Source organism: Pseudomonas sp. PF05, from assembly GCF_056521845.1.
Genome location: NZ_JBWLPW010000002.1, coordinates 133441 through 148093 on the forward strand (window position 1 = coordinate 133441; position 14653 = coordinate 148093).

Below are 14653 nucleotides of genomic sequence, written 5' to 3' on the forward strand. Positions count from 1 at the left end.
ATGGAGAGCGTTGCCGGCCCAGGCTCAAGGTCAGTAGTCGATCGGGTCGCGGATGATCGGGCAGGTCATGCAGTGACCACCGCCACGGCCCCGGCCCAACTCGCTGGCGCTGATGGTGATGACTTCCACACCGGCCTTGCGCAGCAGGGTATTGGTGTAGGTGTTGCGGTCGTAGCCGATCACCACACCTGGTTCCATGGCCACCACGTTGTTGCCGTCGTCCCATTGCTCGCGCTCGGCGGCGAAGCTGTTGCCACCGGTTTCCACCACCCGCAGTGCCGGCAGCTTGAGGGCTGCGGCGACGGTATCGAGGAAGCTGCCTTCCTCGCGGCGCACATCGATGCCGCCGGGCTTGCTTTCGTCAGGGCGCAGGGAGAAGGCGACGATCTGGCTCACCACTTCCGGGAAAACCGTGACCAGGTCGCGGTCGCAGAAGCTGAACACGGTGTCCAGGTGCATGGCGGCGCGGGATTTCGGCAAGCCGGCGACGATCACCCGCTCTACGGCCTTGTGCTTGAACAGGTTCAGCGCCAGTTGGCCGATGGCCTGGCGGGACGAACGTTCGCCCATGCCGATCAGCACCACACCGTTGCCGATGGGCATCACGTCACCGCCCTCGAGGGTGGCGCTGCCGTGATCCTGGTCCGGATCGCCGTACCAGACCTGGAAGTCAGCCTGGGTGAACTCAGGGTGGAATTTGTAGATGGCGCTGGCCAGCAGGGTTTCCTGGCGGCGCGCCGGCCAATACATCGGGTTCAGGGTCACGCCGCCGTAGATCCAGCAGGTAGTGTCGCGGGTGAACTGGGTGTTGGGCAGCGGCGGCAGGATGAAGCTGGAGTGCCCGAGGAAGTCGCGGAACATCTGGATGGTCTTGCCACCGAAGCTGTCCGGCAGGTCATCAGCCGAGACGCCGCCGATCAGGAATTCGGCGATATGGCGTGGCTCCAGGCTGCGCAGCCACGAACCGACTTCATTCACCAGGCCCAGGCCCACCGAGTTGGCGGTGATCTTGCGCTGCAGGATCCAGTCCAGGGCTTCGGGGATGGCGACGATGTCGGTCAGCAAGTTGTGCATTTCCAGTACGTCGATGTCACGCTCGCGCATCTTGGTGACGAAATCGAAATGATCGCGCTTGGCCTGGTTGACCCAGATCACATCGTCGAACAGCAACTCGTCGCAGTTGTTCGGGGTCAGCCGCTGGTGGGCCAAGCCTGGGGAACACACCATGACTTTACGTAATTTTCCGGCTTCGGAATGCACGCCGTATTTCACTTTTTCCGTGGTCATTACAAATCCTCCAGTTAGGACAATCAGCCAACTACAAGGTCAGGAAGCCGTCGTAGAGCCCATAGGCCGCCACCAGGGCGCCTGTGACCACTGCGGCGAAAATCAGCTTCTCGACAGAGGTGAAAATCGGTTTGCCCAGCTCGCGCTTGGCCTTGGCGAACAGGATCGCGCCGGGGGCATAGAGCAGGGCGGAGAGCAGCAGGTACTTGATCCCGCCGGCATACAGCAGCCACACCGCGTAGATCAGGGCGATGGCACCGATGGCCAGGTCCTTGCGGCGCTCGGCCAGGGCGTTTTGATAGGTTTCACCGCGTACCGCCAGCAACACTGCATAGGCCGCCGACCACAGGTACGGCACCAGGATCATCGAAGTGGCGAGGTAGATCAGTGACAGGTAGGTACTGGCCGAGAACAAGGTGATGACCAGAAACAGCTGGACCATCGCGTTGGTCAGCCACAGGGCGTTGGCCGGTACGTGGTTGGCGTTTTCCCGGCGCAGGAACTCGGGCATGGTGTGGTCCTTGGCTGCGGCGAACATGATCTCGGCACACAGCAATACCCAGGACAGCAGGGCTCCGAGCAGCGAAATGATCAGGCCGACGCTGATCAGCACCGCGCCCCAGTGCCCCACGACATGCTCCAGCACGGCGGCCATGGATGGGTTCTGCAACTTCGCCAGTTCAGGCTGGGTCATGATGCCCAGGGACAGCACGTTCACCAGCACCAGGAACAGCAGCACGGTGATGAAGCCGATGACGGTTGCCTTGCCCACGTCGGTGCGTTTCTCGGCGCGGGCGGAAAAAATACTCGCGCCCTCGATGCCGATGAACACCCACACGGTGACCAGCATCATGTTGCGCACCTGGTTCAGCACGCTGCCCAGGTCTGGGTTCTTCAGGCCCCAGATGTCGGCGGTGAATATATCGAGCTTGAAGGCGAACACCGCGATCAGCACGAACAGCACCAGCGGCACGACCTTGGCGACGGTGGTTACCAGGTTGATGAATGCGGCTTCCTTGATGCCGCGCAGCACCAGCCAATGCACCGCCCACAACAATACCGAGGCGCCAATCACCGCGGCTACGGTGTTGCCCTCGCCAAAAATCGGGAAGAAGTAGCCCAAGGTGCTGAACAACAACACGAAATAACCGACGTTGCCCAGCCAGGCGCTGATCCAGTAGCCCCAAGCGGACGAGAACCCCATGTAGTCGCCGAACCCAGCCTTGGCGTAGGCATACACACCGCCGTCCAGATCGGGTTTGCGGTTGGCCAGGGTCTGGAATACGAAGGCCAGGGTCAGCATGCCGACGGCGGTGATGGCCCAGCCGATGAGCACGGCACCAACATCGGCACTGGCGGCCATGTTTTGTGGCAAGGAAAAGATTCCACCGCCGATCATTGAGCCGACCACCAGAGCAACCAGTGCACCGAGTTTTAGCTTTACGGGGGATTCAGACATGAATAACTCCAAATGCAGGAGAAGAGATAGGCAGGTTGGATTCGTTCACCGTGGAGCCATCTGATTTAAATCAATGTATGGTCAGATTCCATGACTGACTGAAATCAGCGTTGGGGAAGATCAGCATGACTCTTCAGCAGGCGCCGACGGGTGTAGCTGTTCGATGACGGAAGCGGAAATTACTGTGTGAAAAAGCCTGCACAAGGTCTCAACTAAGCTGCTCCTTGAGTACACATAATGTATATTATGTTAAACGGTGTGTTTATGACGCGTCTTTCCAATTTGTCACCTGTACCTAAACTGTGACCGCTACCCTCTTTACCGGAATTCGGCGAAAGTTAACTGGAAACCGATGTGTATTTGGGTTGAGTTTGCTATGCCTGGGAAACTGCTCCTAAACTTGAGGATACTTTCTGTTTTGGATTTACAGCTGCGAGCCCGCAGAGGCTTGGTCGCGGGTTTTCCACAGCGACAGCAGCACCCCCACCAACAGCAGCCCCAGTGTCACGCTCAGGGAAATGACCGCCGGAATCTTACCGATGATGCCGACCAGGAATATCTTGCCCCCGATAAACACCAGCACCATTGCCAGCGCGTACTTGAGATAGGCGAAGCGGTGAATCATCGCCGCCAGGGCGAAATACAACGCACGCAGGCCAAGGATGGCGAAGATGTTCGAGGTGTAGACGATGAAGGGGTCTTGGGTGATGGCGAAGATCGCTGGCACGCTATCCACGGCGAACACCAGGTCGGCACACTCGATCAGCACCAACGCTAAGAACAACGGCGTCGCCCAGACCACGGACTTGCCGCTGGCATCCGTCTGACGGACAAAGAAGCGCCCTTCATGAAATTGCTCGGTCACCCGCATGTGTTTGCGCAGGAACTTCACCAGCAGGTTTTTGCTAAGGTTCGGATGGGCATCGACCTTGCTGAACAGCATCTTCACTCCAGTTAACAGCAGGAAGATGCCAAACACATACAGAATCCAGCTGAACTCGGCGATCAGCGCCGCCCCCAGGCCAATCATGATCGCGCGCAGCACGATGACACCGAGAATGCCCCAGAACAGCACCTCGTGCTGATACCTACGCGGGATAGAGAGGAAGCTGAAGATCATCGCCATCAGGAACACGTTGTCCATCGACAACGATTTCTCGATCAGAAAGCCGGTGTAGAAATCCATCCCGGCGTCAACCCCCTTGACCTGCCAGACCCAGAGGCCGAACAGCAAGCCAGCCGTGATATAGCCAGCAGACAGCAGTAGACTTTCAGTAACGCCGATTTCTCGCTGCTCACGGTGTAGCACCCCGAGGTCGAAGACCAACAGGCCTATCACGATGCTTATAAAGACTAGCCACAACCAAGTGGCGGTGCCGAGGAACTCGGCCAGGAAGAACGGTTCTAGGGCAGTCATGAGCCCCTCCTCCAAGTGTCGAAGTTATAAAACTGCAACTCCGACATGGCAGCGGGTGGCTGTCAGAGGGGCCCGGCATTGCGACATCAAATCTAGAGAGACGCGTGCGGTTTCTCAATCACACAAAAGTTGCAAGTTATTTCAATCTGGTAGGCCGCATCAGAAGTCGGAATGCCGATATGCAGATTGGCAATTGCTTACCAGTTGACCTGTTCCAGGAAGCCTAAAACCGCTGCCGAAGTTGCCAGCCAATACAGCTGAGATGTTTGGGCGCACCGTAAACCTCAACTCATCCTTGATAGCTTAAGGCCATCAGTCAATAATCACGCCTTCTAAAAAGCACATAAGGATTTGCTGTGAAGAAGCTCTACTTGGCTCTACCGTTCTGCGCCCTGCTGCTACAAGGCTGTGGTGTGACCATGACCCGCTATGAACCCAACTTTCAGAACGTTCAGCAGCTCAAGCAAAATGCACCCATGCAGCCTCTGCGCGAGACGCAGGTGAATGCGGATCCAGGTCAAGGGTCGCTGATGGTGCGCCTGAACCCGATTTCTTCACCCGAGGGCAGTGTTCCACTGCACATTCAGGCCGCGATCAACGATGAGCTCCGCCAGGCGGGTCTTTTGGACCCTCGTGCTGACCGGCAGCTGCAGGTTCAGTTGGTCAAGAGCCAGCTCACCGCAGGCATAGGCAGCGGCCATGGCGAGGTGGCTGCGCGCTTCACGCTGCGTAAAGGTGATCAGGTTCTATACGAAACCACTAAAGACGTGCAGCGTGATTGGGACAGCAGTTTCTTTGGTCCAATCGCCATTCCGGCGGCCGCGAACAACTACAACCCTATGCTGCAAGACTTGCTCAAGAGCTTGTACAGCGACCCACAGTTCACTCAAGCGTTGAAGTGATCAAAAAAGAGCCGCGATTGCGGCTCTTTTTCTTTCGGTGTCAGCCCCGTGGAATATGGGTGTCGACAGCGGAGTATTTTATGCGGTTGTTGTCGACCCAGTTCTTCAACAGCGCATTGACCTGGCGGTTGAAGGTGTCGGTGATGGCAGCCTTGGGCGTATTACTTGCCAGGGGCAGGAACCAGATGCCCATCCAGGTGTTGACTGCATCATGATTGCTGGTCTTGCCCAACGACTGACCCTGCTCGTCCAGGGTTTCCAGGCTCATGGTGTACTGGTCGGTCGCCAACGCAGGAATGATCGTGAATGTGAAGCCACTAAGGAACGCCAGGACCATTTGCCCACCACCTGGCGCATGGTTATAGACCTTCAATCGAAGACTGTAATCGCCCGGTTGTTTCTGGAATTCGTCAAAGACCACGCGCCCAAAAAGCCCTGATTCATCAAAGGTTCGCTTCAGATCGGGCTTGAGCATGTCGCGAGCCTGCGGCACCTCGGTGGCCTTGGCATTGTCGGGATCGCCCTGATAGAAATCGAAATCGACATAGACGTTCGGCTTGTTCGAGTAGCTGGCCATTGAAGGCAGACTCACGGGGGCTACTTCATCTTTGGTGAAACTGGCGCATCCACTCAGGCTCAAGGCCAGGGCGAGGCCTATGGCTTTTGCAAATTGCATATCGACTTCCTTGCGTAATTTGACTGATGCCGCTCACAGAGAGGGGGTCGAATTCTAGCGGGATCCGCATAAAAGCAAAAGGCCATCATCTTATTGCACACACGCCGCTTCGCAATTACCTGACACGCTCCCAGACGATATGAACCTTCGCCCCATCCGGGCGGCGAAAATCTTCTACCATCCGGTTGCCATCGACCTTCAACTGCAGGTCGTCCCGGGTGCGCACAGCGCCCACCCAGTTCGGGAACGTAGCCCCTTCGACAGTGTTGCCCGTGAACTCACCGTTCTGGTCGACGGTATATCGCCCGAAAAAACCGATGCCCCCCGCCATCGCTGCCCGGTTTTCCTCATCGGTGCCTTCGCCACGAACGTTGGATCGAAACGCCGGCACGCGTGGATCCGTGAGTACTTCGACAAACGTCAGCTCCGGCGTGAAGACGAGCCAACCATGAGGATCGGGGCCATAAGCATTCGATTTGATGCCCTGGCTCTCAACGGTTGCACTGATCATGCGCCAGGTTCCGACCACGGAATTTTCTTTGCCCGCAAACACACTTGAGCACGCCGAGAAGGCAATCACCGCTACGACCGCCAGTACCTTGTTTTTCAGAGTCATCCGCTTCACCTTTCCTCGCCGCAACGACGCGGCAGACAATAGAGTGGGTTTCATTCTGGTCGGCACGGTCTTCATGCCCTCGCCGAGATGGCCGCCAAGCGTAGCTCCCGCAAAGTGGCGTTATCCGCCCTCCTCCCCAGTTGCCAGCCCAAGTAACCCCACAGCAGTGCGCAGCAGGCGCCGATTATCGCGGCCGGGCCGGCGCCTTGTCCCAGGAGATCGAGCAGGCTCTTGGCCCAGCCGCTCATGGCGTCACCTGCGCGATAAACCACGGTGTCGATGAAGTTCTTGGCCTTGTATTTACTCTCGGCATCCAGCGGCGCGAATAGCATTTCCCTACCCGGTCGGACGAACGCGTATTCGCCGATCCGCCGCACGATCATCAATGCCGCCAGCAGAGCAAACCCCGGCGCCAACGCCAGGCCGAGGAAGCCGATGCACATGAGCAGCGGCACGACGGCCAACAAAGTACGCACCCCCAGCCTCGGCGCGATGCGCCCGGTGATGAACAGTTGGGACAGCAACGCACCGGCCTGCACGATGATGTCGATGGTGCCGAAGATGCGCACTTGCGCCTCGCGATCCGGGTAGTGCTCGGCCACCAGACGCGCCTGCTCGAAATAGAGAAAGGTGCTGACCGTCGCCAACAACACCACGAAGCCGGCGATCCCCAGCAAGTAAGGAGACCTGAGCACCGCCGTCAAACCGCTGAACGGATTGCCGTGCAATGGCTGCCGTGGGCTTTGCGTCGGCGCAGCGCCCGGACGGCCGGCCCCGCCTGTTTCGCGCCATCCCATCAACGCCCGTTTCAACACCAGCGTGGCACCGAGCAACAAGGCCGCCAGCAGCATCAACCCCGAGGCGCCGAGGGGACCAATGAGCAGTGCGCTCAGGGTCGGCCCCAGCAGGCCGCCGACGCTGGCGCCCGCGGCGATGAAGGCGAACAGGCGCTTGGCCTGCTCGCTGTCGAATACATCCGCCATCAGGCTCCAGGCCACGGAGACGACGAACAGGTTATAGACCGATATCCAGACATAAAACGCCCGGGCCAGCCAGACACTGTCCGGTTGGAACTGGAACAACTCGACGAACATCAGCAGGTTGAAACCGAAGAAGCCGTACACCCAGTCGATCAGGCGCAGGCGCGGCACCCGCGAACTGAGCCAGGCGAACAGTGGAACGGCTGCCAGCATGACCAGGAAGGTCGCCGTAAACAGCCATTGCAGATTCTCCACCCCCGCCGCGATACCCATCGACTCACGGATCGGACGCAGCATGAAGTAACCGGTGAAGAGGCAAAGGAACAGCAGGAACCCGCACAGCGCTGGACGTAACTCGCCGTCGCGGGCATTAAGGGCGAGGCTCAGCCGATGCAAATAGGAAGACGTACTCATAGAGACTCCGAAGAGACGGCAACAAGGCAGGGGCAGCGAGGGACGGAAGCCCGCGCTGAGGTTGGATCAGCGATAGGTCACGCCGGTCAATCGCTCGGAGACGGCCCAGAGCCGCTCGGCATCGGCCTCCGTGCTCGCGGCGGGTGGCGTCTTGGCGAACCCCAACGGACCGCGCCGTTCATCGTCACCGGTCGGGCCGTAATAAGCTCCGCCCACGGCTTGCGCAGCAGTGGCGGCATACAAGGTGGGCAGCGCCCCTTGTGCCGCTGAGTGATACCCGTCACGGTCCTTTGCCCAGCGCCGACCGAACTCGCTGTCCAGGCCTGGCCCTCGTGCGACCAACTCGGTGATCGCAACGCCAGGATGCGCCGCCATGCTGCGAATGCCCCAGTTTTCAGCATCACTGCGCCGCTGCAAGGCAAATGCCCAGTGCAGGATGGCCAATTTCGATTGCGCGTAGGCCGCGTACGGGTCGTACGCCTGCTCGCTCTGAAGATCATCAAGGTTCATCGCGCCGCGTGCAGCGGCAATGCTCGACAGGCTCACCACACGCGCATCCTGGCTTTGACGCAAGAGCGGTACCAACAGGCCGGTCAGCGCGAAGTGCCCCAGATAGTTGGTAGCCAACTGAAGTTCAAAACCATCGGCGGACGTGCCCCGCTTGGGCGGTGCCATGACGGCAGCATTGTTGATCAGCACGTCGAGGCGCGGCAGCCGCTGATTGAGACGCTGGGCCAAGCCGCGCACCGATGAAAGATCGGCCAGGTCCACGGCCTCGAACTGCACCTTGGCGTCGGGCACGGAGTCCCGGATACGTGCGATGGCCTGCGCGCCACGCTCCGGGTTGCGCGCGGCGATGATGACCTCGGCACCGGCACGCGCCAGGGCCAGCGCATCCTCGTAGCCCATGCCACTGGTGCCACCGGTGATCAGGACAATTCGGCCTTTCTGGGACGGCATGTCGCTGGTCGACCAGTCTGGTTGGGGTGCCACACGAGCCGATGCCTCGATGTTCACGGCGCTGAGCAGCGCGACGCCGAAGGCAAGTATGCAGGCCAATCTCATCAGCGGACTTGTGCGGTTCAAAAGACCAGTTGCGCAGGCGCTTGTTGTATTCCACATGGTTGAGTTCTCTCTATTTGAAGGAGGAACCGGCACGACCGGCGCTCACTGGATCGCACACGCCTCAGCCAGTTGCAGAAAACTGACGTCGCGGACTTCACCCTGCGTATCTACATAGGACATCGTTGCTCGCACGACCTCGCACACTGGCGGTTGCGGGGCCTCGATACGAATGGCGTGGGCGACATCCAGCGGCATGCCGTATTCATAGGCCGGTGGTTGTGTTTGCTCTTTGGCCAACAGAGGTGAACCGCTCAGGGAGATGACCGCCAGCAGGCTGGCGATCGACAAGTTCTGGATATTCATGGTGGACTCCACGACTGCCTTTACCGGGATGGTCGTAGCACTCTAGGAGGGGGCGACTGACGCCAAGGTGACTGCTGACTGACAGGAACATGTCAAAAGCGAGAACGCCGGCGAACCACGCGCAATGGAGCGACGGCTAGCGCGCCGCCTGGTTCATCAAGGAAAATCCGAACGTATTGAGCCCATCCTTGCTGTGGGCAAACACCCGCCCACCGTGCATGGACGCCACCGCCCGCACGATGGAAAGGCCCAGGCCATGGTGCGCATCGCTTCGTGCCCGGGCGGCGTCGGCGCGATAGAAGCGCTCGAACAAACGCTCCAGGTGAACATTGTCGATGGGCTCGCCGGCATTGGACACGCTCACCTCGACCTGCATGCCGTGGCTGACCACGCTTACCGTGATGGTGCTGGTCGGCACCGCGTAGCGTGCCGCGTTCTGTATCAGATTGGCCAGGGAGCGGTGAAAAAGGCGTCGGTCGATGCACACGCGCATGTCGCCTTGAATCACTACGCTCAGCTGTTTGTCGTGCAACACCGGTTCCAGATACTCCAACGTCTTCGACGCCTCTTCATAAAGCGAGACATCACTGAGCTCGGTTGCCCGCTGCCCGCTTTCCGCCCCCGCCAGGAACAGCATGTCATTGACGATGGTGCCCATCCGTTCCAGCTCTTCGAGGTTCGACTGCAGCAGGTCCTGAAGCTCGCTCACCTCGCGCCCGTGGGCCAATGCCACCTGGGTCTGTCCGATCAGGTTGGTCAATGGCGTTCGCAGCTCATGAGCCACATTGGCGTTGAACCCTTCGAGCTGACACCAGGCCGCTTCCTGGCGAGCCAGGGCGCCGTTGAACGACACCGCCAGCTCCTGCAACTCGCCTGGCAGCGCCTCGGTGTCCAGCCGCTGCTTCGAATCCCCCGGCGGCAGGCTATTGGCTTGACGGCTCAGTCGTCTCACCGGCGCCAGGCCGAAACGCGCGATCCAGTAACCGAGCAGCGCGACCAGCCCGATGCCCAACGCCGAGGTCAGGATCAGTATCTTGGTGAAGTGGTCCAGGGTCTTCCTGAACGGCGTTGAATCCAGCCCCACGATAAACCGCAGTTCCGGACGGTTGCCCATGGCTGGAATGGTCTTGAGCAGCACCATCATGGGACGCTCTCGCTCAGGCAGGTCGACGGTAAAAAGCCCATCGGAGCGCTTCGACCAATCCTGCCCGTCCGGCATCGCCCCGCCGTAACTGAAGGCCGGGTTGTCTACCAGGATCCAATAGCGCACCCGTTCATCCGTTGGCGTCAGGCCGTCGAGCTTCTGCCGCAAACCGACCCAAAACGTCGGCGAATCATATTTCGCCAGTACCGGGTCAAGCACGGAATGGCGCAGGACCAATTCGTTCTGCATCTGCTCATCGAGCGATTGCTTCAAGGAACAGCGCAACAGCGTCGCGCTGATCGACATGATCAGCAGGACAGCGAGGGCGAACATCAGGGCGAGCCGCTTGGCGATCGATCTTTTCATCAAGGCGTTCCACTTTGCCTGCTATCGACCTCACGGCTTTCCAGCACATACCCCATGCCGCGGACGGTGTGCAGCAGCTTGCGCGGATACGGGGCATCTATCTTGGCGCGCACGCGCTTGATCGCCACCTCGACCACGTTGGCATCACTGTCGAAGTTCATGTCCCAGACCTGCTCGGCAATCATCAACTTGGACAGAATTTCGCCCTGATGTCGCGCCAACAGGCTCAACAGGGAGAACTCCTTGGCCGTCAGGTCCAGCCGCAGCCCGCCCCGGGTCACCTTGCGCGCCTGTAGATCGACCTCCAGGTCATCGATGCGCAAATGCGTCAGGTCAGCCGTGTCTCCGGCGCGACGACGGATCAAGGCCTGCACACGTGCGACAAGTTCGGCAAACGAAAAAGGCTTGCCCAGATAATCATCGGCACCCTCGCGCAGCCCTCGAATGCGGTCATCCACCGTGCCCCTGGCCGACAGCATGATGACCGGGGTTTTCTTTTGCAGGCGCAGGCCTTGCAGCACGTCGTAGCCGTCCTTGCCCGGCAGCATCACATCCAGGATCACCACGTCGTATTCCCATTCCAACGCATAGTGCAGGCCATCGATGCCATTAGTCGCGACGTCGACAATGTAGCCGAGCTCAGTCAAGCCACGGTGGACGTAGGAGGAGGTTTTTTCTTCGTCCTCGACAATGAGCAAACGCATCGGGTAACGCCTCTCTTAAAACAGTGCCACACATTAGGAGCCCAAACAGTCGATCCTGATGTTTGGCTTGGTGCTGATGCTTCAAGCCCCCCTGCAAGATCGCCTGGATGTACATTTTCCCCAGTCTAGGCCGCGAAGGTGTCCCCAGGCTGACCGCCTCCTGACATTCTTGTCAGAAAGTCCTTAAGGACCGAGTTCGTCATTCTCACTGAGTTATTCGATTTTTGAATTACGGCTATAGCTAACGAAACTACGTAAACGACCTTCCGTCACCTATCTTGACGTCAGGTATCCGTCCCGTTTGAGGCGATGCTGGAACGTTATCTAACGGGCCAGACATACGTTAATCCGCAGGATACGGATCTGCTCGTACCTTCACGTTGATTGAAGACCGCAAGACCGATAAGGAGATCACCTCTGTGGTGGATGTACAGCAATTGTTGGACTCGATTCCGATTCCCCCAGGCATCCCCTATGCCGACGCCCCTGCTCACGACGCCACCTTACTGATGACGGCCAACTGACGCCCGAACCCGAGCCAAGGAAGCCGCTCATGGCAATCACGCAAAACAATCGCTTGGTACAGGTCGACAGCCCTCTCGGCGACGATGTCCTGTTGCTGCAAAGCATGGACGGCAGCGAAGAGTTGGGGCGGTTGTTCCATTACGAATTGGACCTGACTTCCGAAAACCGGGCGATCACGTTCGACCAGTTGCTGGGCAAGCCGATGGGCCTGGCCCTGGAACTGTATGACGGCGGCAAGCGCTACTTCCACGGCATTGTCTGCAGTTGCCGGCAATTGACCGGCCACGGTCAGTTCGCCGGTTACCGCGTCAGTCTGCGCCCCTGGTTCTGGCTGCTCACGCGCACCTCCGACTGCCGGATTTTCCAGAACAAGACAGTGCCGGACATCATCAAGCAGGTGTTCCGCGACCTCGGCTTTTCCGATTTCGAGGACAGCCTGAGCGGCAGCTACCGTGAATGGGAATATTGCGTGCAGTACCGCGAAACCAGCTTCGACTTCGTCAGTCGGTTGATGGAGCAGGAAGGCATCTATTACTACTTTCGCCATGAAGAGGCGCGTCATGTGTTGGTGTTGGCCGACGCCTATGGCGCCCACACCACGGCACCAGACTACGCCTCGGTGCCCTTCTATCCGCCTGATCGGCAAATGCGCGAGCGCGATCATTTCTACGACTGGCAACTGGCACGGGAAGTACAGCCCGGTTCGCTGGCCCTGAACGACTATGACTTCCTGCGCCCACGGGCCAGCCTCGAGGTGCGCTCCAGTGTGCCGCGCACCCACACCAACGCCGACTACCCGCTCTACGACTACCCGGGTGAATACGTCCAGAGCAACGATGGCGATCACTACGCGCGTACCCGCATAGAAGCCATTCACAGCCAGTTCGAGCGTGTGCAATTACGCGGTCGCGCTCGCGGAATCGGTTGCGGTCATGTGTTCACGCTGACGGGTTACGACCGTGCGGACCAGAACCGCGAGTACCTGGTGGTGGTCGCCCGTTATCAGATCCGTCAGGAAGCCTATGAAAGCGGCCAGTCGGACATCGCCGAACAGTTCGTCAGCGAGCTGGACTGCATGGATGCCAACCAGGCCTTCCGCCCTCTCCCCCTCACCCCCATGCCCATTGTTCGCGGCCCGCAGACCGCCGTGGTGGTCGGCCCCAGTGGCGAGGAGATCTGGACCGACCAGTATGGCCGGGTCAAAGTGCATTTCCACTGGGATCGGCACGACCAGTCCAACGAAAACAGCTCCTGCTGGATTCGTGTGTCCCAGGCCTGGGCCGGCAAGAACTGGGGCTCGGTGCAGCTTCCGCGGATCGGCCAGGAAGTGATCGTCAGTTTCCTGGAGGGCGATCCGGATCGACCGATCATCACCGGCCGCGTCTACAACGCCGAACAGACCGTGCCCTACGGATTGCCGGCCAATGCCACCCAGAGTGGGGTGAAAAGTCGCTCTAGCAAGGGCGGCTCACCGGCCAACTTCAATGAAATCCGCATGGAGGACAAGAAAGGCGCGGAGCAACTGTTTATTCACGCCGAGAAGAACCAGGACATCGAAGTCGAGAACGACGAGACCCACTGGGTCGGCCATGATCGCCGCAAGACCATCGACAACGACGAAACCGTGCACGTCAAACACGACCGTACTGAAACCGTCGATAACAACGAAACCATCACCATCGGTGTGGATCGCAAGGAAAATGTCGGCAATAACGAAACCATCTCCATCGGTGTGAACCGCACCGAAGATGTCGGCAGTAACGAGAAAATCACCATCGGCGCCAATCGCACCGAGGACGTCGGCAGCAATGAGACGATTACCATCGGCGCGGACCGAACGGAAAAGGTCGGTGCCAATGAGACCATCACCATCGTGAGTAACCGCACCGAGGACGTGGGCGGCAACGAGACGATCGGCATCAAGGGTAACCGTAACGAAACGGTCCAGGGCAACGAAGGCATCGAGATCAACGGCAACCAGAGCACCCAGATCGGCCAGAACGAATCCCGCGATGTCGCCCAGAACCGCACCACCAACATCAAGCAGAACGACAGCCTGGACGTTGGCAAGCACTTCTCCCTTACCGCCGGCGACTCCATCAGCCTGACCACGGGCGACGCCAGCATCACGATGAAGAAGGACGGCACGATCATGATCAGCGGCAAGAACATCACCATCGATGGCTCCGGCGCCATCAAGATCAAGGCCAACAAGAACGTGGTCGTCAAAGGCCAGAAGATTCTGCAGAACTAGTCATGGAGCGTGTGCGATGACCGTCGAATACTACCTGCCCGCCGCCTCCACTGCCGCGCCGACGCGCGTGGATGGCGTCGTGATCGGCCTGCTGCTGGATGTGCCCAAGGCCGACGCCCCGGTCGTGGCGTTTCCCGGCTGCCCTGCTGACGGCGGCCTCGCCGCACGCACCACCACACCGCTCAGCCGCGAGGACATCGGCGCCCAGGTCGCACTGATGTTCGAGGCCGGCGACCTGACACGACCGCTGGTGATCGGTCGCATCCAACGCCTGCCGCAAACCACAACGCCAGCCGTCGCCCACCTGGACGGCGAGCGCCTGGAGTTCACCGCGGAGCGGGAAATCGTCCTGCGCTGCGGCAAAGCCAGCATCACCCTCACCCGCGAGGGCAAGATACTGATTCGAGGGACCTATCTTTCGAGCCGATCATCCGGCGTGAACCGTATCAAGGGCGGTTCGGTGCAGATCAACTAGACAGGT

13 protein-coding genes are annotated in these 14653 nt (G+C 59.5%); 3 read left to right on the plus strand and 10 right to left on the minus strand.

All coding sequences use genetic code 11. The features are described from left to right. Positions 1–30: 30 nt before the first annotated feature. The 3 genes from arcA to AC09SL_RS05675 form a co-directional block, all read right to left on the minus strand. Positions 31–1287: an arginine deiminase gene (arcA, locus tag AC09SL_RS05665; RefSeq protein ID WP_058542179.1), complete on the minus strand. Its 1257-nt coding sequence runs from the start codon at positions 1285–1287 to the stop codon at positions 31–33. A gap of 31 nt (positions 1288–1318) precedes the next feature. Beyond that, positions 1319–2746: an arginine-ornithine antiporter gene (gene arcD / locus AC09SL_RS05670; protein WP_064106825.1), complete on the minus strand. Its 1428-nt coding sequence runs from the start codon at positions 2744–2746 to the stop codon at positions 1319–1321. 424 nt (positions 2747–3170) lie between these two features. Continuing rightward, positions 3171–4163, minus strand: coding sequence for a TerC family protein (locus tag AC09SL_RS05675; protein WP_058545955.1), 993 nt, complete (start codon positions 4161–4163; stop codon positions 3171–3173). Between the two features lie 356 nt (positions 4164–4519). Between AC09SL_RS05675 and AC09SL_RS05680 the strand changes: the two genes are divergently transcribed. Then, positions 4520–5065, plus strand: a complete 546-nt coding sequence (locus tag AC09SL_RS05680; protein WP_058545954.1) for a hypothetical protein — start codon at positions 4520–4522, stop codon at positions 5063–5065. A 40-nt stretch (positions 5066–5105) separates the two neighbouring features. On the opposite strand, the gene AC09SL_RS05685 is transcribed toward AC09SL_RS05680, so the two are convergent. The 7 genes from AC09SL_RS05685 to AC09SL_RS05715 form a co-directional block, all read right to left on the minus strand. Beyond that, complete coding sequence (locus AC09SL_RS05685; protein WP_058545953.1) at positions 5106–5741, minus strand: hypothetical protein; 636 nt, start codon at positions 5739–5741, stop codon at positions 5106–5108. Between the two features lie 115 nt (positions 5742–5856). Further along, positions 5857–6357, minus strand: coding sequence for a lipocalin-like domain-containing protein (locus tag AC09SL_RS05690; RefSeq protein WP_058545952.1), 501 nt, complete (start codon positions 6355–6357; stop codon positions 5857–5859). A gap of 71 nt (positions 6358–6428) precedes the next feature. Continuing rightward, positions 6429–7751, minus strand: a complete 1323-nt coding sequence (locus tag AC09SL_RS05695; RefSeq protein ID WP_058545951.1) for an NTP/NDP exchange transporter — start codon at positions 7749–7751, stop codon at positions 6429–6431. Positions 7752–7817: 66 nt separating this feature from the next. Further along, complete coding sequence (locus AC09SL_RS05700; protein ID WP_226921130.1) at positions 7818–8816, minus strand: oxidoreductase; 999 nt, start codon at positions 8814–8816, stop codon at positions 7818–7820. Between the two features lie 102 nt (positions 8817–8918). Beyond that, entirely contained in the window at positions 8919–9179 is a 261-nt protein-coding gene (locus tag AC09SL_RS05705; RefSeq protein WP_058545949.1) for a DUF2790 domain-containing protein, read from the minus strand. A gap of 136 nt (positions 9180–9315) precedes the next feature. Beyond that, positions 9316–10689, minus strand: coding sequence for a heavy metal sensor histidine kinase (locus AC09SL_RS05710; RefSeq protein WP_058545948.1), 1374 nt, complete (start codon positions 10687–10689; stop codon positions 9316–9318). Beyond that, the gene (locus tag AC09SL_RS05715) at positions 10689–11393 is read right to left on the minus strand and encodes a heavy metal response regulator transcription factor (RefSeq protein ID WP_058545947.1); all 705 of its coding nucleotides are present in this window, start codon (positions 11391–11393) and stop codon (positions 10689–10691) included. The genes AC09SL_RS05710 and AC09SL_RS05715 overlap by 1 nt, the downstream gene beginning before the upstream one ends. A 553-nt stretch (positions 11394–11946) precedes the next feature. On the opposite strand from AC09SL_RS05715, the gene AC09SL_RS05720 reads away from it, so the two are divergent. Together AC09SL_RS05720 and AC09SL_RS05725 are read left to right on the plus strand one after the other, a co-directional pair. Further along, positions 11947–14172 carry a type VI secretion system Vgr family protein gene (locus tag AC09SL_RS05720; protein ID WP_175359791.1) on the plus strand — a complete coding sequence of 742 codons (2226 nt, stop codon included), beginning with the start codon at positions 11947–11949 and terminating at the stop codon, positions 14170–14172. Between the two features lie 16 nt (positions 14173–14188). Further along, complete coding sequence (locus AC09SL_RS05725; protein WP_058542384.1) at positions 14189–14647, plus strand: DUF6484 domain-containing protein; 459 nt, start codon at positions 14189–14191, stop codon at positions 14645–14647. Positions 14648–14653 lie beyond the last annotated feature (6 nt).